Origin of the sequence: Aeoliella straminimaris (genome assembly GCF_024054565.1) — a bacterium.
Lineage (GTDB): Bacteria > Planctomycetota > Planctomycetia > Pirellulales > Lacipirellulaceae > Aeoliella > Aeoliella straminimaris.
On the sequence record NZ_JAMXLR010000092.1, the window covers coordinates 691,792 to 715,439 of the forward strand.

Below are 23,648 nucleotides of genomic sequence, written 5' to 3' on the forward strand. Positions count from 1 at the left end.
TCAACAATTGGCCCGACAGACTAAGCAGATACTCGTGGTCCAGTGCGAGCAACCACAAATCCGTACACGGCGACGAATATGAAGCTGGCGGCCGGTAGCAAGAAAGAGGCACGCACTGCCGTGGTTGGGTCGCCCCAGAAGTTGGTCCCCACGTCGATGGCGTAACCTTGCAGTGGCGGCATCAAGGCGCCACCCACAATGGCAAAGATCAGACCCGCAGAGCCAAGCTTGGCGTCGTCCACACTTAGTCCATCCAAGGCGATCCCGTAAATGGTGGGGAACATGGCAGCCATGCACGACGAGACGCAAATTAGGCTCAGGATTCCGATTTGGGCCGGCAGGAACACGGTTCCCAAGCTAAACACCAACCCGCCTATCGCCAGGTTGGCGAGCAGCTTTCCGGGGCGAACGTACCCGAGTACATAGGTCCACACGAATCGGCTCAGCAAGAACAGGACCATACCGCCGATGTTGTACCATTGCGCGGTTGGGGCGTCGATTCCGACGACGCTCATGCCGTATTCGATGATGTTGGTCCAGCACATAATCTGTGCCCCCACGTAAAGCCCTTGCGCCAGAACCCCCCCGATGTACTTGAAAGTCGCCAGGTTCAACAGTGTTTCCGACAGGTGGATGGGGTCTTCGGTGTGGCCAGTGTGGGGCATCTTGGAGACCAAGAAAGCCGCCAGAATCGCCAGCGACACAAAAGCGAAGGCGATGTAAGGGATGCGTATAACACCCAAGTCGTGCGTTTTTAGGTCCGCGTAAGCGTCGGGTTGCTCGCCGGAAAATCTCTCCATGGCGGCGGACACATTCGCGCCAATTTCCCCCGGCGAAAGTCCTTGGCTTTTGTACTCGGGATGCGCCTGGATGTGACTTTCGCGAAACTTATTCACCTCAAGATGGGGCAGCACCAAAACGGCCGCCACGAACATACCGGTCAACGACCCGACGGGATTGAACGCCTGGGCCAGGTTGAGTCGGCGAGTCGCCGTTCGTATATCACCCATGGAAAGGATGTACGGATTGGCCGACGTTTCCAGGAACGCCAACCCGAACGTGATAACATAAAAACAGCCCAAAAACAGCCAATATTCCTGGCTAATACTGGCGGGAATGAACAGCAGCGCGCCGGTTACAGCCAGTATCAGACCGATGACGATGCCGGCCTTGAAGGAAACCTTGCGAATCACCAATGCCGCGGGTATCGCCATCGTGGCGTAGCCACCGTAGAAGGCGAACTGTACCAAGTTGCCTTGCCAGGCTTGGAGCTGAAAGATTTGCTGAAACGACTTCACCATGGGGTTCGTCACGTCGTTCGCAAAACCCCACAAGGCAAATAGCGATGTTACCAGAATGAAGGGGTAACGTAGCTCGCGGGCAACGATGACGGGCGAAGTTGGAGATGACGATTCCGAGTGTGCCGATGAGCCAGAGTCCGAAGAAGATGCGTTCAATGCTATCAACCAAATTGAAGAGGAGGGCTGGTGAGTCCGAAACTGCTCGCCGCGGTAGTATAGCAGCGGCCACCGCTGAATTGAAGAAACGCCCCACCGTATCACACAAGGGCGCGAAGCGTGCAGCCTGGAGCCACCAGAAGTTCAGCTTTTACCGGCTGGCGTCTCCAAAATTGCGTCGCGTCAGTCCGCCTGAGCGATTCCGCAGAAGTCGGCGACTAGCGAAGTGCCGGTGAGGACCGCAACTTCCGTGCGGCATCACCGCCCTGTTCGGCGAGAATTTTCCGTGCACGAAGGCCTAGGAGCCAAGCGGAGAGGCCAATTCTGGTTGAAACGTCTTATCGTCCAACCTGTCGATAAACCGGCTGACCGTTAGCAGGTAGTCAAATGGAGGAGCCCAATCGTGCTTGGCCCCTTTGATGGGCACAAACTGCTTGGGCTGATTGGCAGCTTCAAACAGGGCTCTGCCGTGGGACTGCGGAATTACCACATCGTCCGATCCATGGGCGATGAGCACCGGACCGTGGAAGTTTGGCAGCCGCTCGATGGACGGGAATTGGGTATCGAGTTTGCCCCCAACTCCCGAGTGAGGCAGTTTCCAATCCGCCAATTCGGGCAGCGAAGTGAACGTGCTTTCGAGGATCAGTCCTCGCGCACCGTCGTTGGCTGCCAGTTCGACCATCACGGCCCCGCCGAGCGACCGCCCGTAGAGCACAATGTCTTCTGGTGCTGTGCCAGTCTGTTGGGCCAGCCAGTCCCGCGCCCGGCGGGCATCGTCCACCAGCCCTGCTTCGGAGGGCGTGCCTTCGCTGCGGCCGTAGCCTCGATAGTCGAACACCAGCATCGAGACCTGCAGTTGCCTGGTCCATGTCTGCAACAGATGGGCTCGGTGCGACACATTGCCAGCATTGCCGTGGGCGAATAGCACCACCGCGCGGGGATTCTCCACGGGGCAGTACCAGCCATGGATTGTGGGAGAGCCCGCTGTGTGGATCTCGACGTCCTGGTATTCCAGGCCGGGAGGAACTCGGGTGTAGTCGAGCTCCCGAGTCGGCTGGTACAGCACGTGTTGCTCAAGCCCCGTGACCACCGAGGCCGGTATCGCGACGCAGCCGGTCGAACAGGCGGACACGATGGTCAGCCCCAGCATGACAAGCAGTGGTTGCGAGCGATGGAACAGAGCAGAGTGTCCTGCCGTGGATTGGTAAAAACAGGCGAGCTCTTCGCGCGAGTGCCCCCGCGCGAAGAGCTTCGTCCAGCATGTTGCTTAGTCCACGACGATCAAGCTGCCGTTATTGGCGACGTCGAACATCGGGCGATAGGGACGGTTGTTCCAGCTCTTGGCCCGGCAACCGTAGTGCCACACCAGGTTCAACCCGATGTTCCATCCTTCGTCGTGGGCGCCGGAGCCTTCCGAGCCCCCTTCGGCCACCAGGTAACGCCAGTTGCCTTCGAGTGCCCAACTGTTGGTGACGGGCAGGTGGAAATCGCTGCCGAGCACCGCGTTCGAGTCGCCAGTGAAACCAGCGAACGCACGGCAGTCGCCACCTTGTTGGCCCAGGAGGCGGTAGTAGAACAGGTACTGATTGGCGGCGTTATACGTAGTGGTGCCAATCTGATTCTCGTTGGTGTTGGCCGAGAACATGAAACCCCATTCGCGGCTCATGCAGTTCTTGAAGCCGAGCTGACCTCGCACCTGACCGAAGTCGTGGGAGCCCTGACGCTCGTCGGTCAGCCAGTCCCACACCACGCCGTACTGCAGACCCAGGCGATTGCGATGGAATAGACCCGCGGTGAGGAACTGTTGCGAGTGAGCGCCGTCGCTCTCGGTGGCAAAGTCGCCGCTCAATTGGTTTTGCGTCGCCTGCCAGCCGACCTGATAACCCAGGCCCGGCCAGGGCAGCCAGGCCATCTTGCCACCCAGGTTGAATCCTTCGTGGAAGCCGAAGTTGCCACCGTCGCGGCCGTTATCCAGCGGACCCTTGAAGCCTTGCACGCCACCGAACAAGGCGAACTCCTTGATGGGGGGGGCCCACAGGATGGGCACGCAGCCTCGCTGGTCGCAGCCAAACAGGGCTTGCGGCCAGGGGGGGCAATCGTCGCAGCAGCTGTCGCCACAGCAAGCGTCGCCACAGGTGCAGCAACCATCCACGCAATCGCCGCAGCATTCCGCGGCACAGTCTGGCTCGCTGTAGGGTACGCCACACACAGGTTCGTATCCGTAGCTGGCGGCACAGCCGGGTTCGCCCAGGTAGCAGCCATCGCCACAACCGCAAGGACCTACACAGCCGCAGCTTGGCTCGGGGCAACCACAGCCCGCTTCGCCGTAGTACATCGAACCCGATTGACATTCCTGACAGTCGCACATCGGACCGCCCTGCATCATCATCGGACCTTCATGCATCATGACCGGGCCCGAGTCCATGGGGGCGCCGGGATAGATCTCTTCGTACTGCTGTGGTTCCGGCTCCAGCGAACCTTCTTCATGCTGCACCCGGCGCACGGCCTTCGGCGGCACGGCTGCCACCCGCTGGGTATGCTGCGATGGCTCGGGGCCCACTTGCCGGGCGCTCATCTGGCGGTCGATCGTCTCGTGACGTGGCGCAACCTTCAGCGTCGTGAGCGGCTTGGCAGGTTCTGCCTGTCGAAACGACTGCGGCTGGCGGAAGGTCGGCTGCTTGGCGGGCAGCTGAACTTCTTTGGCCTGCCGTGGCTGAGGTGCCGACGCAACACGGACGGGTGTCTGTTGGCGGCTGGAGGACTTCAATTGCGAGTTATGCACCCACTGAAGTTGCTGTGCGTGAGCTGTGCTGAACACCAGGGCGGTAAGAACCGCCAGCGAGGTGGTCGCGATGCAGTTCGGGAGGCGTTGCATCTGTCCAATCCTTTCGGGAGGCAATCAAGGTCGTTGGGCTTCCGGCTGCTCAGGTAACAGCGTCGGTATGCCCGGGCCCCCCCAGGATTTCGTACCTGACAGATGGTATCGGCCACCGCACAACCGATACTTTCGGAAAAGTTTGACTAATTTTCGCAGCCCTCTCGCTAGCACTGCTAGAGCTTCGCAGCGATAGCGGGTAGGTTGAGCGGATTGTTGGGCGGGAGCCATGGACGAGCCTATCCAACTGCCGACCCGCCAGAAGCCTGCCGTAGAACGATGCTCAACTCACCAGACGCCTAGCGGCGTCCGCTCGCCTGATAGCTATGAATTGCGGAGTGACATGCCTGCTGTAATTGCCAACGTTGTTGATATCGCTAACCGCAAGATCACGCCCGCCGAGGTGGTGTGGGAAAACGGCCGCATTGCCAGCATTACCCCGGCTGAGGGGCAGAAGCCGACGACCTACCTGCTGCCAGGTTTCGTCGATGCCCACGTGCATATCGAGAGTTCGATGCTGGTGCCCACGGAGTTCGCCCGCACGGCCGTGCTGCACGGCACCGTGGCCACGGTGAGCGACCCGCACGAGATTGGCAACGTGCTGGGCGTCGCCGGCGTGGAGTACATGCTAGCGAACGCCGCCCACAGTCCGCTGAAGTTTTGCTTCGGTGCGCCATCCTGCGTGCCGGCCACCACCTTCGAAACCGCAGGGGCGAGCATCACCACCGCCGAAGTGGAGACGCTGCTGGCCGACCCGCGGATTGGCTACCTGAGCGAGATGATGAACTTCCCCGGCATCCTCCATGGCGATCCTGACTGCCTGGCCAAGGTTGCCGCGGCCAAGACGATCGGCAAGCCGGTCGATGGTCACGCTCCCGGACTGCGGGGCGAAGCGGCGGCCGCTTACGTTGGTGCAGGCATCACCACCGATCACGAGTGCTTTACCAAGGACGAGGCGCTCGACAAGCTGGCGGCCGGCTGCAAGATTTCGATTCGTGAAGGTTCGGCCGCGCGCAATTTCGACGCCCTGTACACGCTGATCGGCGAGTACCCCGGCATGACCATGCTGTGCAGCGACGACAAACATCCCGACGAGCTCTTGTTGGGACACATCAACCTGCTGGTCCGCCGCGCGGTGGCTGCAGGCATTGACCTGTTCGAGGTGCTCCGCGCCGCTTGCCTCACGCCGGTCCAACACTATTCGCTCGACGTCGGGCAACTGAAGGTCGGCGATCCGGCCGACTTTATCGAGGTCGATTCGCTCGAGGAGTTCAACGTGCTCCGCACCTGGATCGATGGCGAGTGCGTGGCCGAAGACGGCACCACTCCCCTGCCCCGCATTGAAGTGCACGAGGCCAATCAGTTCGAGTCGCGACAGGTGGTAGCCGAAGAGTTGGCAGTTGCCGCTGGCGATGCAAAATCGCTCAAGGTGATCGAAGCGATCGACGGACAATTGGTAACAAATTGTCTTGCCGAGAGTCCCAAGGTTGTCGATGGCAAGGTGGTACCTGACACCGAGCGCGACATCCTTAAACTGGTTGTCGTCAATCGCTACAGCCCGGCACCCGCGGCCGTGGCGTTCATCAAGAACTTTGGCATCAAGCAAGGTGCGCTGGCTTCGAGCGTGGCGCACGATTCGCATAACGTGATCGCGGTGGGCACTTCGGATGAGGACATCGTGGCCGCCATCAATCTGGTGATGGACAGCCGCGGCGGTTTGAGTGCTGCGTCGGTCGCCGATGGGGTGGCGGAGGTACTTCCCCTGCCCGTGGCCGGCTTGATGGCCACCGGCACCTGTGCCGAGGTAGGCGAGGCGTACGGCAAACTCGACCGCCAGGTGAAAGAGTGGGGATCGCCCCTTCGTGCCCCCTACATGACCCTGTCGTTCATGGCCCTGCTCGTGATTCCCGCATTAAAGCTCAGCGATTTGGGGTTGTTCGATGGCGGCAAGTTCGAGTTTGCCGATCTGCTGACGTAGAGTTTGCGTCAGCTTGCTGCCTTGTGGTATTCTCCAATCGCAAATTCTTCTTAGCCAGGCGGCATAGGGGGCTCTTGTATCCATGGGCGATGTGGTGCAACTCGTCGGCGACTTCGAAGTGCTGGAGACATTGGGATCCGGCGCGGCCGGTTCCGCATACAAGGCTCGCAACCGCGAGACGGGCGAAATGGTTGCTGTGAAGCTCATGCACGAGCGGATGGCCAGCCAGCCCGACATCCAGAATCGCTTCGTCCGCGAAGTATCGGTCCTGCAGAAACTCGATCATCCGAACGTCGTCCGCTATGTCGATTGTGGCTTGGACGATGGCCGCATCTATCTGGCCATGGAGTGGGTGGAGTTCGGCTCCCTCGACTCGGTGCTCAGCCGCCGGGGCACGTTGCCATGGCGCGAAGCGGTGGAGGTTGCCATGCAAATCTGCTCGGGTCTCGAGCACGCCCACAGCAAGGGGATCATCCATCGCGACCTGAAACCGGCCAACCTGTTTCTATCGTCGGACGGGCTCGTGAAGATCGGCGATTTCGGCCTGGCTCGCGACGCCGACCTGCACCGCCTGACGGTGACCGGCAACACCGTGGGATCGTGCCGGTATATGGCGCCGGAGCAAGTTCGTGGCGAAGACGTGCTGACCGGTGCCGTGGATATCTACGCGCTGGGGTGCCTGCTGTATCGCATGCTGTCGGGCCGGGCGCCATTCGACGGGGCGACCATCATCGAGATCTTCGAGGCCCACCTCTACACGGACATCCCCCTCATCGACGGACCACGCGGCGATCGCCCGCAGGCACTCGACGATCTGGTGACGCTGATGTTGACCAAAGACGTCAGCCAGCGACCGGGACAGGCCAGCGAGGTGCACGAAGCTTTGGCAGCCATCCTGGCCGGTGAGAAAGTGGCCGAGGAGTTCACCCCCGCCGTGCAGCCCGAATCTGCCGAGGCCACACCCGAAGAGCAACCTGCCGAGCCAACCGATCCCGAGCCCAACTTGACCCAGCGACTCATGTCGGGCCAGCCACCAGCCGAAGCGCGGACCCCCAACCTGCGAATCGTGTTGATTGTGGTCGGCCTGGCCGTGCTGATTGGCGTGGTGGTGTGGATTGCCCAGAACCGCTGAGGATCGAGTGCGCTCAATCCTTGGCCTTGAGTTCGCGGGCTTTCACGCGCAGTTCTTCGCTGGTCCATCCCTCGCGATCGGCGGCAGCCAGCAATCGGCGTTGCTCCGGCGAGTTCAATCGCGCCACCGCGGCGTGCGCCGACCACGACAGGTTGGGCCGCCGGTTCTCGAACGGTACCCGTCGCGCCACCGACGCGTAGCGGCTGAGCATCTCGGTCGACACCAGTCCTTCGCACATCTGCGAAAACGACTCGCCGAACCCGTCCTCGCCCGCGTTGATCAGGTCGCCAATCCACCACGGCCCCGCGCGTTGGCACCAGATGGCGAACTGCAGTGGGCCCTGCCATTCGTCGAGCGAAGGCCGGCCGCTGATGCGGATACCAGTGGAGAAAAAATGAAACGGACCGACGGATATTTTGGGGCGTTGAGTCATGCCGGGATGCGGGGACGGTGGTTCAAACGGCTCGAAGGTGCGGGACGCAGCTAGATTTTAGCGCTTTGCGCGAGGATAATGGAGCCCAGTTTCGCCCGAGTTCTTACCGCAACCAGGTTTCATGTCGAAGTCCAGCTCGAATTCCATCGGCCCTTGGGGCCAGTATCCCGATACGCGTCCCCGCCGCAATCGCCGCCACGATTGGTCCCGCCGGTTGGTGGCCGAAAGTTCCTTGTCGCCCAGCGACCTGATTTGGCCGCTGTTCGTGCAGGAGGGCGAAGGAGCGTCGACACCGATTTCGTCGATGCCAGGGGTTGAGCGGCTTTCTATCGATCGCGCCGTCGAGGCGGTTGGCCGGGCGGTGGAACTCAAGATTCCGGTGGTGGCGCTGTTCCCTGCCACGCCAACCGAGCTAAAAACCGACGACGCCCGCGAGGCGGTGAACCCCGACAACCTGATGTGCCGCGCGATCCGCGCCGTAAAAGAGGCGCATGGCGATGCGATTGGCGTACTGGCCGACGTGGCGCTCGACCCGTATTCGAGCCATGGTCAGGATGGACTGGTCCAGAATGGATATGTGGTGAACGACGAGACCGTCGAGGTGCTCATCGAGCAGGCCAAGGTGCAGGCGGCCGCGGGCTGCGACATCGTGGCTCCCTCCGACATGATGGACGGCCGCATCGGTGCGATCCGCCGTGGGCTGGATGCGTCGGGGTTCGAGCACGTGCAGTTGATGGCCTACGCGGCCAAGTACGCCTCGGCATTTTACGGCCCGTTTCGCGACGCGGTCGGCTCGTCGGCCAACCTCGGTACCGGCGACAAGCGAACCTACCAGATGGATCCCGCCAACACCGACGAGGCGCTCCGCGAAGTGGCCCTCGATCTGGCCGAAGGGGCCGACATGGTAATGGTGAAGCCGGGCATGCCATATCTGGACATCGTGACGCGGGTCAAACAAACCTTCGCCGCGCCGACGTTCGCCTACCAGGTGAGCGGCGAATACGCCATGCTCACGGCCGCCGCCCAGCAAGGCTGGCTCGACGGCCAAAAGGTGATGATGGAAAGCCTGCTAGCCTTCAAACGCGCCGGCGCCGACGGCATTCTGACCTACTTCGCGCTGGAAGCAGCGGAACTGCTCCGATAGTGGCGATTCGCTCCGCGAGTCAGCGCAAAAAACTCACGTACACGCATTCCAAGAAGAGAGACTCTCACGAATAGCCAACGTTCCCAATAAGGCACTGGCTCGTTTGCGGAGCAAACGGCCACTACTGTGGCGATTCGCTCCGCGAATCAGCGAATAGAGTCACGTACACGCATTCCAAGAAGAGAGACTCTCACGAATAACCAATGTTCCCAACAAGGCACTCGCTCGTTTGCGGAGCAAACGGCCACTATGACTCCGCGCATCAGCGTTGATACTAACCCGCAAGCATCCCACGGGGAAAATCCATGCTCGGCCAAGTGTTCGATCCCCGGCAGGAACTGCAAATTTCCGAGCAGTGCCGACCCCATTGGGCACAAAGCGGAACTATCGTCTTTGTCACGTTTCGCACATTCGATTCGATTCCTCGGAGGGTAGTCGAGCGTTGGGAGAAGGAAAAACGCGAGTGGCTTGAGGTACGCAACGTTTGCGGCGATCTCCATTGGCGCCAGGCTCTGGAGTTGTTGACGCTGGCTGACAGAGCCACCTTTACTAAGTATTTCAATCGAATTCGTGAAGAGTGGTTAGATAACTGCCATGGTAAGTGCGTGCTCCGCGATCCGGTAAATGCTAAAATCGTTGCCGAATCGTTGTTGCACTTTGATGGGGAGCGGTACCGCATGGGCGACTTCATTGTCATGCCCAACCACGTTCATTTGTTGTGTGCCTTTCATTCTGCTGAAGAGATGCAACGGCAATTTGATTCCTGGCAGCATTTCACGGCAGCCCACATCAACAATAGGCTTGGCACCAAAGGGAAGCTGTGGCAAGGAGAGCCGTTCGATCATCTCGTGCGCAGTCCGGAGCAATACGATTACTTGCGAAGCTATATTCGGGACAACCCTAAGAAGGGCAATCTTAGGGAAGGAGAGTTTCTTTACCGGCGGTACGAATCTCGATAGCGGAGCTCTGTCGAGTAGGCACTCGCTCGTTTGCGGAGCAAACGGCCACTATCGGTGCTCAAAACCTTCCGCCGCCAGCGGCGCTGTCTCACCCAATGCATCGCGCTGCAGCATCTGTTGCTCGGCGATAATCTCCCCCACGTCCGTTAAGCCGCAAGCGAGCGGTTGAGCGGCTAGCAGTTTTTCGGCCTCATCGGGCGCGACGACCAGCAGCAGCTCGAAGTCTTCGCCGTCGCTCAGGGCGTGGGACGTTGGCGTCTTGCCGGACTCGTGTGCCATCTGCTCGGCCGCCGGGCTGATGGGAACGCGGGGTACGTCGACCACCGCGCCAACGCCGCTGGCGGTGATCATTCGCGACAAGTCGAGTGCCAGTCCGTCGCTCAAGTCCAGCGCGGCGTGTACCTGATAGTCTCGTGCGAGCTGCAGAGCTTCGGCCACGCGCGGCGTGAAATCGAGGTGATGCCCCCGCAGGCTGCCGCCTAGCTTTCCGGTTACCAGTAGCCGGTCGCCCACCTGGGCTCCGCTTCGCAGCCAACCTTGGTCCGATTCCACCGTTCCCATGACCGTCACGCTCACGGCCAGCGGTCCCGCGGCCACGTTCGTGTCGCCGCCAACGACGGGGCAATCGAACTGTTGGGCGAGCATTGTCATGCCCGACGACAAACCTCGGGCCAGCGCGGAATTGGCCTGACTCCTCGGCAGGCTGAGCGAAACCACGGCCGCCAGGGGCTCCGCCGCCATGGCTGCCAGATCGCTGAGATTCACCGCCAGGGCTTTGCGACCTATCTGCTCGGCCGTGTGGTGTTCGAGTTCGAAGTGCGACCCTTCGATCAACATGTCGGTAGTGACCACTAGCTGACGATTAGCCGGTATCTGCAGTACGGCTGCGTCGTCGCCGATGCCAACTGCCACACGAGGGTCGGCAGCGGGTTGACGGGTCAGCCAGCGAACGAAGTCGAGTTCCACTGCGAGGTATCCTGCCTGATGGGTGAGCGTTGTACTCAACCCATTGGCGCAGGTTTCTCTGGCGGCTGCAAGTGGCGAGCGTCGCCTAGCGACGCACCGTGTTGCGAGTTGTGACCGAGGCGACGTTTACGTCGGTGTACAACGTTTCGTTGTTACGAACGATGTAGAACCGCACCTGGCTCATCCGAGGCAAGCTCGACTTGGTCAGGATGTAGTCGACATCGTCCAACGAAGCGGTTTGCCACTTGTGCAGACCCACCAGAATGTCGCCGGCTTCCAGCCCTTCACGCTGGGCGGGGCTGTTGGGACGCACCTCGGTGATGCGAAGTCCGCCACGGTACTGCGACTTCTTACCGGCGAAGGTGCTGGCCGGTTCCGGTTCGAGCTCCACGCCCAGCGTCTCCCAGGAGTCGGATCGATCGGCAATCAGTTGACGCGTGCCACCGGTGCGCCGGGTGCGGATCGACTCGGCCGCCAGGCGAAGCTCGTAGTCCTTACCATCGCGGTCCACCACAACGGGCAACGCCGCATTGGTGCCCAAGAGGGCCCTTTCCACATCCAGGCGGCGTTCGGTCTTCACGTCGCCAACCTGCGTGATCACGTCGCCGGTGCGGAAACCGTACTCGGCGGCAGGGCTGCCGTTGGCGACGTTCTCGACCACCACCTGACGCTCGGCGGGGTTGGTCCGCAGGGTCAGCCCGTGCCAGCGATTCTCGGTCTCTTCGACACCAATCAACCGGGCGGCCACTTCCATGGCGGCGTCCACCGGAATGGCAAATCCGATGCCCTGGGCTCCAGCGCGGACGGCCACGTTCACGCCAATCATCTGTCCGTCCACGTTCAGCAGCGGTCCGCCCGAATTACCCGGGTTGATGCTGGCGTCGGTTTGAATCAGGTCGTCGTACGATTGCGTTTCGCTGACCTGTACGTCGCGGTGCAATGCCGAGACGATGCCCACGGTCACGGTGTGCTCGTATCCAAAGGCGTTTCCGACGGCCACTACCGATTCGGCCGGCATCAGGTCGGACGAGGTGCCAATCTGGATGACCGGCAGCAGGTGCGAGGTCCGCACGCGAATCACAGCCAGATCGGTACGCGGGTCGAACGCCACAATCTTGGCGACGTACTTTCGTCGATCGGCAAAGGTGACATTAATCTGCTTGACGCCGTCGACCACATGGTGATTGGTCAGGATGTAGCCGCGTGGGTCGATCACCACGCCGGTACCCATGCCATTTACCTGGCGGGTGCCGTCGTGGTTGGGACCGCTGGCCATGTCGGCCACGGTTTTTTGACCTTGAATGTTCACCACCGACGGGCTAGCCATCCGCACCGCTTGGACCAGCGGGGTCAGGCGATTGGGCGAGACGTCTTTGGCCTGAGCCAAACAAGACGCCAGCATGCAGCAAGCCACGGTGGAAAATCTAATGAAGCCGCCCCTCAGGCGGTCGGTAGCGGTGTCGGGCATGGGTGGGCACTGGGGCAGAGGGGGCGTGCTTGCCAGGCAGGCGCGCCACCGTGTGACGGGTGGTTACGATTGCGGGTGCCTGCCCGAACCAAATGCTGGGCGTGCTTGGGTGTGATCGACCACTCGTTACGATTGGCTTAAAGCCTACAGGCTGGCGTCCGTAGACTCGCCCCAGTTTGACAGGGGTGTAGGCGCCTGCGGCGCACCCGTTGGATACCCATAAACGGAGGGCTGCGGGGAGAACACCGGGCGTGCTGGCACCGGGAAGAAGCGTGGGGGCGGACCCACCAGCGGAGGCGGCCCCATCGGTCCGCAGGCGCCAACGTTGCAAGCTTCGGGGGCCACCGCGGCGGGCGGCCCATCGTACCTGCCTGCATTTGTCGCAGTCAGCGATTGCGGAGGTGCAGGTGGTGGCTCAATCTGCTGGTTTGCCGCCGTGGGAGTCACCTGTGCGACGGGCCGCTTCTCTGCCGCCTGGCTGGTCTGCTGAGCAACAGGATGCGGTTTTTGCGGTGCGACCTTTCGTCCTGGCGGCCTGTCCTGCTGTGGTTCGGTGCCCAGCACCAGGCGACGAAAACCCTGGTTGAGGTCCTGCATGGCCTGCTGGTCCTCTTCCCATTGCTGCACGCATTTTGGGCACTGGCACGCGGGGCCCGGGTTCAAACTGGCGCAGCCACTGAACGTCGAGATGGCCCCGAGGAGGACCATCGCCACAAAACTCGCACGGCAATTTACGGATCTGGCTATCACGAAATTCGACGGCATCGACTAACAAGTTAGAATGGTAGCAGGCAGCCAGCGGCCCCCGCTCTGCAGCGTTCATCGGTACCGGCGGGGGCGGAACTGTTGCATAACCGGTAAAAACGGCGCAAACACCCCAGAGTTACAGCCGCGCTTCCACCATCACACCGACGTAGGCACCAGCGGCGAAATTCGCTAGAGTTCGCCGCCCTTGAAGCGAAACTCGCATGGAGAACGTGGTGAGATACGCCATCCTTAACTTTCGACTTGCGTTGCTGGCATTCGCCTGCTCGCTACCGATGCTGGCAACCGGCGAAGATCAGGCCTCGCAGCAGGCGAGCGCTACCGCGGGCGAAGCTGCCCCCAGCGAAGAACAGCTCACCACTTGGGTCCAAGAGCTCGATGCGCGGAAGTTCGCCATTCGCGAGCAGGCAACCGACAACCTGCTGGCCGCCGGCGCCCCGGCCGTGCCCTACCTGGCCAAGGCCCTGCATGGGCATTCGCTCGAAGCGGCCGATCGCGCGGTGTGGGTGCTGCAGCAGTTGGCCGAGTCCGGCGAGCAGCCATTGCAGCTCTCGGCACTCGAATTGTTGACCACCAGCAAACGATTCCCCAGCGTGGTTCGCACGGCCGAACTCGAATTGGCCGAACTGTACGAGGAGATCTGCCGGACCAACCTCGAGCAACTGGGCGCCGAGTTCACCATCGCTTCGGATGCGCGAACTCCGTACGACATTGGTGCCAAGATCGAGGTCAACACCAATCGCGAGGAGTGGAAAGGCACCAGCGACGACCTCATGCAGCTCGCCAAGTTGCGGCAGGTGGCAGAGCTGAAGGTCGCCTCGCAACAGGTCGACGACAAGTTGGCCAAGTGCCTGGCCGAGATCGATGGACTGCAGGTCCTCGAGCTAATCCAAACCAAGGCCACGCTCGAGGTGGTCGACGAACTCAAGCAGTCGCACCCCGAACTACGGGTGCGAATCAAGAACCGAGCGGCCCTCGGTATCGAACTCAGCGACAGCGGGGCGCCCATCGTCAGTCGAGTCTTTCCCGATTCTCCCGCCCAGAAGGCGGGCTTCCAGGCCGAAGACATTATTCTCTCGTTGGGCGGTCAAATGGTGGCCTCGTTCGACGAACTCACCAGCCACATCGCCCAACACAACCCGGGCGAAACCGTGGCCATCACCGTCCTCCGCCACGGCAAGGAAGTGGAGCTCAAAGCCACCCTCATCGAAGCCAACTGGCTGGGAGATCATCCACTCGGCGATCGCTGAGCGAGGTACCGACAACCGCCGCGGCCGCAAAGTCAGCCGTCATGGCGAGTCGGTTGAGTGTTGGGTGAACCTGCTCCGTTCGGCCACTCGCGAAGTCACGATGCTGAATCGAATGGTCCGGCTGCGCGCAAGAGTTACGCGTCTTCGGGTTGGATCCCGAGTCGTGAGGTCGGATTGTTCCCGTGCATGATGCAGGCTAACATCCAAAATGCCTGACAATCGCCTGCAGTGGAGCAACCCGCGTTCCGCCACTTTTATGGTGCGTCGCTTCGCTGCTTTTGACCACCAGAAGGGCTCCACGACGGTAGCCCACGGATGAGGGCGTTCGGCGCCCGATGGAGTTCGATAGGATGCCAGTACGACGCACACCGAGCACCAAGCAGCGAGACTGCCCCTACCACGCAGGCGAGGATGACGAATGGGCGGTGCACATCAACCTCCTTCGGCCGAGGCGCCGTCTGCAACAGGCGTGAGCTCAATCTCAATCTCGCGCTCTTCGCCTTCCTTGAGCGACAGCTCTTGAGCGGTTGCCTCGAAGCCCTCTTTCTGGACTATGACGGAGATAGTCTCGTCGGGAAGCAATTGCGACGAACGATGCCGACCGTCGCCCTGAGCTTCGAAGCTCACTTGGCTACCGGTTGTGAACATGGTCATCTCTTCTCCGTCGCCAGCCTGCTGAACGTAAGTGACTATCGGTGTGACGTCGGAAACGATGTCTCCCTCGGAGTTCACTGCCTTGACCAGCAAGATGGGGGCGGTATATCGAACCACCTCGAAACCGTGGATGTCGTCCTCTACCGTGCCAAGTTTCACGTTGCTGCCACGCTGTAGCGGCTCATCGGCGGATTTCCGCCAACGCAACGCGCTGTGCTCGTTCGTAATAAGATCGAGTTTCGTCTCCGTCAATCCGTGCGGCAGGCGGATATTGAACTTGCCGTCCTTGCCAGGCGTGGAGCTTTGCGTGAAGTAGAAATCTCCATCCAGCCGCCCGAACAGCATCACTTTGTGGCCCGAGCGTGGTTTGCCCTGGCTGTCGAGGTACGTCCCGTGCACTTCGACGTGGGGTACGGCTCGCACGGTGATATTCATTGGTTGGCCATCGACTACAGAAAACTTCTGACGGAGAAACACCTGCTCGAGTGGCGGGGGATCGTAGCTGTCGGTGTCCGCCCGGGTTTCTATGGTGTAATCGCCGTCGGGGAGGGAGGGAAGTCGGAACTCACCCGTCTCGTCGGACACTGTGGTCCGTCCGATATGATTGGCCACTGCGTTACTACGCAGGTACTCGTCCGCCTCTTCACCATCACCGTTGCGACGCGCCTCGATCTTGACCTTCGCGACCGGCTCGTCATTTACGTCGAGGACCTTTCCCACGATGTCCGCACCCTTTACCAAATTCAAAGTTCCCCAATTGCCGCGGCGATCTCGAATCCGATGAGCCTGTGGTTCATATTCCTCCGCTGTGATCCACAGGACGCCATCGCCTGGCGTGGGGGGCACAATGCGAAAGTAGCCGGATGCATCGGTCTGGGTTTTTCCAAAGGATCCCTTCGGGAAGCTGTCCGACGAGTCCGACGCGGCGTACATCAAGATTTCCACGCCTTCGACTGGTTCACCGTTGGGCGACACGACAGTGCCTTCAATCGCCTCGCCGGGCCACAACTTGATCTGCGTGTAGAATGGCAATTCGCCTAGTTCCAGGTTCTTGCGAATCATGCCGTGCGAGTATCCCGACCGGCCCTTCGCGGCGAAGTCCGGGTGATCTGCCTCGACCTCGATGTACAGGCTGCTTTCTTTGACCTGCTCGGGCGGCAGCTCGAAGCTGTACATGCCGATTGGATTCGTCTTGTGCTTCGTGACTTCCAGCGTGGTCCATCCCCCGGTCTTCGGATCGCGGCTCAGTTTGTGGTGAACGCTGACGGTAGCGCCGGCGATAGGCTTATCGGTGACCGCGTCGGTGACGAACCCAATGTACGTGAGACTGCCGTCCTCTTTTTCCTTCATCGTGCCCTTCAGCCACTCGGCAATCTGCGGTTTGGCGATGCTGACTGCTTCGCTGACCATCGGCCAGAATTCAGGCACTTCGATGTCGGCGGCTGGGGCAGCGTCCGGTTCGGCCGGCGACTCTGCAACTTCTGTAGACTCCGAGTTGCCTAAAGCCTCATTCGCGTTGACAGGTTCTGCTTCAAGTCGCACGGCCGATGTCGCGAAGCTCACTGCAAGGGCTGCGAGTCCGATCACCAAACTCCGCCACGTTGGGCATAGCATTCTGGTAGCCACGTTTGCGTGCAGAAGAGACTCGACCCGACTCCTGAGCGCCGCGCGGCTGTCGGTCACGCCGAGCGCCAACTTCGGGTGAGGCGCGCACTGTCTGCGGGCGAGTTGCACGAGGAAGGCTGCGTAGTCGGCCGGAGTATCGGCTTCGCCCGAGGCTTCCGCGTCGGCCAGCCGATCCATGCATAGCAGCAACTGGCGTCGTAGCAGCCATAAGAGCGGATGGTAATACAAAAACAGCTGGAGACAGACTGTCAGGGACCAAGTACGCGAATCTCCGCGACGCACATGCGACCATTCGTGAGCCAGGCAGAACCGCAGCGCGAGTGAGTCGTCGCCTTCCTGCAGACTTTGCGGCAGGGCAATTACCGGACGCCACGTTCCCCACGTGATAGGTGAGAGTATACTTCGGCTGTTGCACAGGCGCACTCTGCGCCCCTCCTCGCCGGCAATCAGATCGAATTCGCGCCGCGTCTGTGGCGGCACATCGTCTGAGTGGCGATAGAGGTTTTGCAGTTTTATGCGAGCAACGATCACTCTGACGATGTAGACAACGCAGCCAAGGAAATAAATGAGCACCAGCGACGTTGCAGCCCATGCGCGGTAGTCAATCGTGGCCGCCACTCGATCGTTCGAAAGCGGGAAATCGGGCGAAACAGCGACTTCGGCACTCATCTGGCCTGCATTTGGTGCTACCTGTGCTGGGGGGCTTACCTCCGAAATTTCCTCACCAACAGCGTGATTCGATTCCACGGGCATCCTATCCGCGTCGGGAACGCGTGCGACTGGTTCCTGCCGGATGGTTGGTACGGAAATTCCCAACTTCCACGTCGCGGGCACGGCGGCAAGCACCAACGACGCCACGACCGTTGCCATCGTCCACTGCAGCACGCGCAGTCGATCGATGGGTTGCCGGAAGACCCTGGTGGCTGCGCCGCCGATTGCCATTAGCACCGTGCTGACCACACAGCAATGGACGATCCAAGCAAGAATAGTGGACACGAGCATAACAACGCCCTCCCCTGAATACACGCGGTCGTAATTGAGTTAACAACGAGTCTCACTTGCGGCGCTGGCTCTTACGAGCCTTTTTGATCATCTCTTCCAACTCGTCCAGCGTCTCGGGTTTGATCTTCTCAGTGGCAAGCATGCTTAGCACGAGTTGGTCCAGCGATCCGTCGAAGACTTGCTTCAAGAAACGAGACGATTCCTGCTCGCGGGAGTACAAAGGCTTATAGATCATCGTGCGACCATCTCGGCGATGGGAAACCAATCCCTTGCGATCCATGATTCGCAGTTGCGTCTGCACTGTATTGAAGTGAATGCGACCATCGGGCGACATCCGCTCCAAGACTTCGCGCACACTCCCTTCGCCGATCTCCCAAAGGACTTTAAGGATTTCGATTTCTCGGTCAGTAGGATTCATGTTCATCGATCTCCATTTGGTGAGGCCTAACCTAATAGTTTAGGTGTTAGCTGTCAAGCAGATTTTTCCCTTGGCGATAGGCCACGCCGACTCACGAGGCCAGGACCCACTTGCGTCGGTCGGAAATACCTGCGCAACCTTTCATTTCCAGAGCATGTCTCCAGTAAAAAAATCACCATAGAATCCCCCCTCTCATTTGATCTAATGAGGAGGGCTGCTTCACAATTATTGGGGGCGGTGTGCGCGGTGGTTGGAATGCGGTGGTGGATTCGGGGGTTTTGTCCCCGCCGTGGAGTTTTGGCCTCCCTGAAAAACACCAGGGACAAAACTCCGCGGGCTCCCTTTGAGGGTGGCCAGCGTAACTCGTTGTCGCGAAACGACTTGCGGCGACGGGAAGAGGAGGCCGTCGGCGGAGTTTTGGTACCACTTATTCCGATGGTGGACCTACGCAGGGTGGGGGAAATCGTAAATCGCTATGAGGTAACGACTTACCGAACCGAATAATTCGCGTTTTGGGTCAGGTGGGGGATACTCGCCGTGGGGAGGGAACTGGGGGCGAGACCTGGTTTGACCCTCCCCGCGGCTGAGACCGCGACCCTCCCTGAGGGAGGGTGTAGAAGGGGGAGGGAAAATTGTGGAGGTGAAGATGGGCGGGAGTTGTTCAGCCGCGGCGGATTAGCTTTTTCAGCTTTGCCCAGTCGCGGGTGTTGGCCACGTCCTTCGCGGTGAGCCCCGCGCGGCGGGCTTGTTTGATGCCGAACCGCAGCACGTCGAGGCCGCCGATGCTGTGGGCGTCGCTATTGATCACGATTGGGATGCCGAGCTGTTTGGCTCTGGAGCAGTGCACGTCGTCGAGGTCCAGTCGCGCGGGGTTGGCGTTCAGCTCCAGCAGCTTGCCATTTTCCACCGCCGCCTGCATCACCGCTTCGAGGTCCACGGCGTAGCGTTCGCGTTTGTTGATCAGCCGACCGGTGGGATGGGCGACAACCGACACCCAAGGGTTTTCGAGCGCTCCGATGATGCGGTCGGTGATTTGCTGCCGCTCCTGGTTCTGCCCGTAGTGCACGCTGGCAATGACCCAGTCGGCCTCGGCCAGCACGTCGTCGGGCAGGTCCATTCCGCCCTTCTCGAGGATGTCGCACTCGATGCCCTTGAGCACGAGGAAGTCGTCGAGCTCGTCGTTGACGCGGTCGACCTCGTCCCACTGCGTCCGCAAGCGATCGGAGTCGAGCCCGCCGGCCATGGTGACCCGCTTGGAGTGATCGGTGATGGCGATGTAGCGGAGTTCCCGCTCCTGGGCGGCGGCCACCATTTCGCGAATGGTCTGTTTGCCGTCGCTGGCCGTGGTGTGCATGTGCAAGTCGCCCACCAGGTCGTCGAGCTCGATGAGCTTGGGAATGTCCTTGGCCTTTTTGTAGTCGAACTCGCCGCGGTTTTCGCGCAGCTCGGGCGGATAGCACGGCAGATCCATCTGCTTGTACACATCGGCCTCGGTCTTGCCGGCCAGGTACTCGTCTTCTTCGCCCTCGGCAACGCGGAACACGCCCCACTCGTTGATCTTCAGCCCGCGATCCTTCGCCATGCCGCGAAGCACCACGTTGTGTTCCTTCGAACCCGTGAAGTACTGCAGCGCCGCGCCGAACGACTTGGTCGGCACCACCCGCAGATCGACTTGCAGCCCGGAAGCCAGCCGCACCGACATCTTGGTGTCGCCACGGGCGATGGTGTCGGTGACGTCGCTGAATGCACCGAAATGATCCATGACTGCCGCTGTGTCCGTGGCGTCGACCAGAAAGTCGAGGTCGCCCACCGTTTCGCGGCCGCGGCGATAGCTGCCGGCGACTTCGAGTTGCTTGACAGCCTTCGACTCGGACAGATACTCCCGCAGCCGCTGCACCACTTCGTCGGCGGTGGCCCAGTAGATTCGTTCGCCAGCCCGCTCGGCCAGGTCTATGCCAGCCAGGATGCCTTCCTCGGTCTTGGCACCGAAGCCTTTCAGCTCGCGAACTTTGTGCTCCTGGCACGCGGTGCGCAAATCGGCCAGCGATTCGATGCCGAGTTCCTTGTAGATGACCGCCGCCTTCTTGGGGCCGAGTCCCGGAATCCGCAGCAGAGCGAGCACGCTCTCGGGCACTTGTTCGAGCAACTCGTCAAGCTGCTGGAGGGTGCCGGTCTTGACCAGTTGCGTGATCTTCTCGGCCAGGTCCTTGCCAATGCCGTCGAGCTTGGTGAGGTCTTCGCCCTGGGTGACGAGCGACTCGATCGAATCGGGCAGGTCCTGCAGACGCCGCGAACCGTTGCGGTACGCCCGCACGCGGAACGGGTTGGCTCCCTGGAACTCGAGGAGGTCCGCCATTTTGTCGAACTGCGCGGCAATCTCGCGATTCTCCATGGCGTGCTGTCCTTTCGTTACGCCGTGATCCAGTCGATCAGCGTCTTGGCATCTTCGAGCGTTTCGACGGCCAGGTCGGGCTCGGCGGCGCGGAGTTCGTCGATCGACGTCAGCCCCGTCGGCACCGCCACGGCGTACGCGCCGATGGCACGGGCACAGGTGATATCGTGCACCGTGTCGCCAATCACGGCCAGTCGCGAGTCGCCGTTCGGCGAAATGCCGAGATGCTCACCGGCGGCGACCACCGCGGCACGAGCGATCTCGTCGCGGCTGGTATGCGTGTCGCCAAATCCGCCAAAGGCAAAGTGGTGCCAGAGGTTGTAATGGGTCAACTTGGCCTCGGCCCCGCGAATCACGTTGCCCGTCAGCAAGCCGACCTCCACGCCGTCCGCGGCGGCGAACGTAGCGATCAGGGCCTCGACGCCAGGCAGGACGGTTCCTTCGTTGGCAGCGAGCGACTCGGGCAGCACCGCGATGTAGGCATCGTGGAACCGCCGCCAGTTTTCGTCCGATGGCTCCACGTCGTGCGCGGCCAGCAGGTCGAGGGTAATAGCGCGGTCGCTACGACCCGCGAACGACACGGCCTGCGAGATCTCGTCGACACCAAACTGCTCGCGAAACACCCGCGCAAAGGCCTTCTGCCCTGCCCCACCGCTGACGATGAGTGTCCCGTCGATATCAAAGAAGCATACTTTCATAAGATTGATTGTAGGCGGCCAGATGGCGATCGGTGAAGGTCCGGTCACTTTAGCCGCCGCAGACCCCGCTCGGCCCGCTCGCGTTGGAGCATTTCAAACGCTGCTGGCAACTTGCGAATCAAGTTCACCAGTTGGGTGGTGGAGACTCCTAGTTCCCCGGCCGCGGCGGCTGAGTCGAACTCGGCTTGCTGCAGATGGTCGAGGGCCTCGGCCAGCAGCGCCGGAAAGTCGTCGTGCGACGTACTCACGGCGATGCGACTTCCCGAGCGGCGGCGCTGCCACAGCTGGCTGGGGGGGCCGGCCGGGGTGCGGAAGTCGGTGGCCAGCCGCAGACGCAGCCGGGTAATGGCCTGCTGGCGGTTCGCCTCCTGGCTTCGCCGCTCGTTGGCTTCCGCTGCGATGCCGGTAGGCGTGTGCGTGATGGTCACCGCCGTTTCGACCTTGTTGCGATGCTGCCCGCCGGGCCCCGAACGCCGGTTGGTGGCCGTGGTGCAATGCTTCAGCAATTCGGCAACGTCGAGGCTCGCGGGATGCGTGGGCATGAGGTTTACTCTACTGGCCGGCCCTGCTGGTTGCTACGCCCTGCTGCTAAGGCCCAGCATGGCGGAACGGCCCGCCTTGCGGTATCATCGGCGGTTGTAAATCACCGTCATTTGGGACCTTGAGGTCATGGACACGACACCTGCAACCGCCAGTCGCGAAACCACTATCATGGCCGTGTGGCCGTCGATCGCCACGTTCCAACTGGGGCAGGCCCTCGGCCGGCTCTACAGTATCGGCCCGCGTGTCTCGCTGTTGGGCATTCCGGTGCGCCCGGGGTGGTTGATCGCCCTGGCCACTTTGCCGGTGCCGGTGCTGCTGTACGCCATGAAGATCGCCCCGCGCGTGGCTGTGGTGCTGGGGGGCAGCAATCCCTACTGCCGCCGCTACCGGTTGACCACCGAGCGAGTGCTGATCGAACACCCGTTCGACGCGCTCAGCAAATCACGTTCGGAACGCTCCACCGTGGCGAGTGTCAAGCTGGATGCGTTCGATGCCATCGACCAGGAAGTCCAGCCCGGCTACGAGTGGTATCGTGCCAGCGACCTGGTGCTTCGTCGCGATGGCAAGGAAGTGCTGAGGCTCACTGCGGTGCCACATGCCGAGGCGTTCCGGCAAACCTGCCTGAAGGCCCACCAGGGCTACCTGGGGGTACAGAAGTCCCGCGCGGGCACGCCGCCGGTTGCTCAGGGCGAGGCATGAGCCAGTTCCGATTCACCAGCCGTAGCCTGGCCGACACCGACCAGTTGGGACAGCACATCGCTGCGGTGGCTCAGCCGGGCGACGTGGTAGCGCTGGTGGGCACGCTTGGCGCGGGCAAGACTCGGCTCGTGCAATCCATTGCGACGGCGCTCGGCAATCCAGCAGAAGCGATCACCAGTCCCACATTCGTGCTCGTCAACGAATACACGGCCGGCCGACTGCCTGTGTATCACTTCGACGTCTATCGCCTGAAGGACGACGACGAGTTCCTGGAACTGGGCGCCGAAGAGTACTTCGACCGCGAAGGGGTGACGCTCATCGAATGGGGCGACCGCGTCGAGCACCTGCTGCCCGAGCGGGCGAGCATCGTCGCGATCGAACTTGCGGACGCCGACGAGCGACAAGTCGTCGTAACGGGCGCGATGGGCGATCGTCTGTAGCCGGATTCGCAAGAATTCGGAGCGTTTCTCGCAGATTTGGCCGGGATAGCGATGTTCCATGTGCGCATACTGAGGCCTGCATTTTCTTAGCAGGACTGATGGTGCCCCAAAGCGGAGCCCGGGCAATGCAGCGACCCACTGAGCGACGCGACTATTTGAAGCGATTGCCTCCCGGTTATTATCGAGCGCAGGCTTATGTTCACTGGTCGCTTACCGTAGAGGGGCGTCGCCAAGGTTGGCTGAAGCCAGTCTTCTACTACAGGTTTCGGGAACTGCTAACTCACACTGCTTTCCGCTATGAGATCTGCTGCCCGATCTTCTGCTGCATGCCGGACCATTTTCATCTGCTGTGGCTCGGTATCAGCGACGACACAGACCAAAGGGTTGCGATGAAGTTCTTTCGTCGACACTTGAACGCCACGCTCAAGGCAGTTGGTTTTGAGCTTCAATCCCAAGGCCACGACCATGTGCTGACCGAAGAGCAGCGGGAGAAAGATGCGTTTGAGACGGTGGTCGAATACGTAGCCCGCAACCCCGAACGTGCTGGACTGGTGCAAGTCGACGCGTTCAGAGACTATCCCTATACCAGTTGCTTGTTGCCAGGATACCCGGAGATTAAGCCCTTCACAGACAACCACTGGCCAACTTTTTGGCGAGTCTACTCGCACCTGCGACAGCATGGGGTGTCGCGTGGTGGTTGGAGCGAAGAGACCGCAGGTTAGCGGATTGGTCGTCCGAATTCTTGCGAA

Annotated in this window: 20 protein-coding genes; 8 read left to right on the plus strand and 12 right to left on the minus strand. The window is 61.1% G+C overall.

Annotation, left to right across the window (positions count from 1 at the left end; genetic code table 11):
* Positions 1 to 20: 20 nt before the first annotated feature.
* The 3 genes from fucP to NG895_RS28525 all read right to left on the minus strand — a co-directional run bounded on the left by fucP (position 21) and on the right by NG895_RS28525 (position 4,332).
* Entirely contained in the window at positions 21 to 1,466 is a 1,446-nt protein-coding gene (fucP, locus tag NG895_RS28515) for an L-fucose:H+ symporter permease (protein WP_341871483.1), read from the minus strand.
* Positions 1,467 to 1,755: 289 nt separating this feature from the next.
* The gene (locus NG895_RS28520; protein ID WP_252855973.1) at positions 1,756 to 2,607 is read right to left on the minus strand and encodes an alpha/beta hydrolase; all 852 of its coding nucleotides are present in this window, start codon (positions 2,605 to 2,607) and stop codon (positions 1,756 to 1,758) included.
* Between the two features lie 117 nt (positions 2,608 to 2,724).
* A complete protein-coding gene (locus tag NG895_RS28525) occupies positions 2,725 to 4,332 on the minus strand; it encodes a DUF6666 family protein (RefSeq protein ID WP_252855974.1) in 1,608 nt (535 codons plus the stop codon).
* A gap of 343 nt (positions 4,333 to 4,675) precedes the next feature.
* Here NG895_RS28525 and ade point away from each other — a divergent pair, with 343 nt between their 5' ends.
* Positions 4,676 to 6,310: an adenine deaminase gene (gene ade, locus NG895_RS28530; RefSeq protein ID WP_252855975.1), complete on the plus strand. Its 1,635-nt coding sequence runs from the start codon at positions 4,676 to 4,678 to the stop codon at positions 6,308 to 6,310.
* Between the two features lie 82 nt (positions 6,311 to 6,392).
* A complete protein-coding gene (locus NG895_RS28535) occupies positions 6,393 to 7,442 on the plus strand; it encodes a serine/threonine-protein kinase (protein ID WP_252855976.1) in 1,050 nt (349 codons plus the stop codon).
* 13 nt (positions 7,443 to 7,455) lie between these two features.
* Here the strand turns inward: NG895_RS28535 and NG895_RS28540 are convergent, their stop codons facing one another.
* Positions 7,456 to 7,875 (minus strand): hypothetical protein, encoded by a 420-nt coding sequence (locus NG895_RS28540; protein WP_252855977.1) that lies wholly within the window; start codon positions 7,873 to 7,875, stop codon positions 7,456 to 7,458.
* 121 nt (positions 7,876 to 7,996) lie between these two features.
* Between NG895_RS28540 and hemB the strand changes: the two genes are divergently transcribed.
* Positions 7,997 to 9,019: a porphobilinogen synthase gene (hemB, locus tag NG895_RS28545; protein WP_252855978.1), complete on the plus strand. Its 1,023-nt coding sequence runs from the start codon at positions 7,997 to 7,999 to the stop codon at positions 9,017 to 9,019.
* 305 nt (positions 9,020 to 9,324) lie between these two features.
* Complete coding sequence (locus NG895_RS28550) at positions 9,325 to 9,978, plus strand: transposase (protein ID WP_252855979.1); 654 nt, start codon at positions 9,325 to 9,327, stop codon at positions 9,976 to 9,978.
* Positions 9,979 to 10,026: 48 nt separating this feature from the next.
* On the opposite strand, the gene NG895_RS28555 is transcribed toward NG895_RS28550, so the two are convergent.
* The 3 genes from NG895_RS28555 to NG895_RS28565 form a co-directional block, all read right to left on the minus strand.
* Complete coding sequence (locus tag NG895_RS28555; protein ID WP_252855980.1) at positions 10,027 to 10,944, minus strand: thiamine-phosphate kinase; 918 nt, start codon at positions 10,942 to 10,944, stop codon at positions 10,027 to 10,029.
* An 85-nt stretch (positions 10,945 to 11,029) separates the two neighbouring features.
* The gene (locus NG895_RS28560; RefSeq protein WP_252855981.1) at positions 11,030 to 12,412 is read right to left on the minus strand and encodes a trypsin-like peptidase domain-containing protein; all 1,383 of its coding nucleotides are present in this window, start codon (positions 12,410 to 12,412) and stop codon (positions 11,030 to 11,032) included.
* Positions 12,413 to 12,556: 144 nt separating this feature from the next.
* Complete coding sequence (locus tag NG895_RS28565; RefSeq protein ID WP_252855982.1) at positions 12,557 to 13,120, minus strand: hypothetical protein; 564 nt, start codon at positions 13,118 to 13,120, stop codon at positions 12,557 to 12,559.
* A 272-nt stretch (positions 13,121 to 13,392) separates the two neighbouring features.
* On the opposite strand from NG895_RS28565, the gene NG895_RS30720 reads away from it, so the two are divergent.
* Positions 13,393 to 14,427, plus strand: coding sequence for a S1C family serine protease (locus NG895_RS30720; RefSeq protein ID WP_252855983.1), 1,035 nt, complete (start codon positions 13,393 to 13,395; stop codon positions 14,425 to 14,427).
* A 432-nt stretch (positions 14,428 to 14,859) separates the two neighbouring features.
* Here the strand turns inward: NG895_RS30720 and NG895_RS28575 are convergent, their stop codons facing one another.
* The 5 genes from NG895_RS28575 to NG895_RS28595 form a co-directional block, all read right to left on the minus strand.
* Positions 14,860 to 17,709, minus strand: coding sequence for a carboxypeptidase regulatory-like domain-containing protein (locus NG895_RS28575; protein ID WP_252855984.1), 2,850 nt, complete (start codon positions 17,707 to 17,709; stop codon positions 14,860 to 14,862).
* Positions 17,710 to 17,761: 52 nt separating this feature from the next.
* Positions 17,762 to 18,127, minus strand: coding sequence for a BlaI/MecI/CopY family transcriptional regulator (locus NG895_RS28580; protein WP_252855985.1), 366 nt, complete (start codon positions 18,125 to 18,127; stop codon positions 17,762 to 17,764).
* 661 nt (positions 18,128 to 18,788) lie between these two features.
* Positions 18,789 to 20,519 (minus strand): DNA polymerase/3'-5' exonuclease PolX, encoded by a 1,731-nt coding sequence (gene polX / locus NG895_RS28585; RefSeq protein ID WP_252855986.1) that lies wholly within the window; start codon positions 20,517 to 20,519, stop codon positions 18,789 to 18,791.
* A gap of 17 nt (positions 20,520 to 20,536) precedes the next feature.
* On the minus strand, positions 20,537 to 21,217 hold the full coding sequence (locus NG895_RS28590) for an HAD family hydrolase (RefSeq protein ID WP_252855987.1): 681 nt from the start codon (positions 21,215 to 21,217) through the stop codon (positions 20,537 to 20,539).
* 44 nt (positions 21,218 to 21,261) lie between these two features.
* On the minus strand, positions 21,262 to 21,759 hold the full coding sequence (locus tag NG895_RS28595; RefSeq protein WP_252855988.1) for a peptide chain release factor family protein: 498 nt from the start codon (positions 21,757 to 21,759) through the stop codon (positions 21,262 to 21,264).
* A 127-nt stretch (positions 21,760 to 21,886) separates the two neighbouring features.
* Here NG895_RS28595 and NG895_RS28600 point away from each other — a divergent pair, with 127 nt between their 5' ends.
* The 3 genes from NG895_RS28600 to NG895_RS28610 all read left to right on the plus strand — a co-directional run bounded on the left by NG895_RS28600 (position 21,887) and on the right by NG895_RS28610 (position 23,621).
* Positions 21,887 to 22,459, plus strand: a complete 573-nt coding sequence (locus NG895_RS28600; protein WP_252855989.1) for a hypothetical protein — start codon at positions 21,887 to 21,889, stop codon at positions 22,457 to 22,459.
* Complete coding sequence (tsaE, locus tag NG895_RS28605) at positions 22,456 to 22,899, plus strand: tRNA (adenosine(37)-N6)-threonylcarbamoyltransferase complex ATPase subunit type 1 TsaE (RefSeq protein ID WP_252855990.1); 444 nt, start codon at positions 22,456 to 22,458, stop codon at positions 22,897 to 22,899. The genes NG895_RS28600 and tsaE overlap by 4 nt, the downstream gene beginning before the upstream one ends.
* A gap of 125 nt (positions 22,900 to 23,024) precedes the next feature.
* Positions 23,025 to 23,621, plus strand: a complete 597-nt coding sequence (locus NG895_RS28610) for a hypothetical protein (RefSeq protein WP_252855991.1) — start codon at positions 23,025 to 23,027, stop codon at positions 23,619 to 23,621.
* The last annotated feature ends 27 nt before the right edge of the window (positions 23,622 to 23,648 follow it).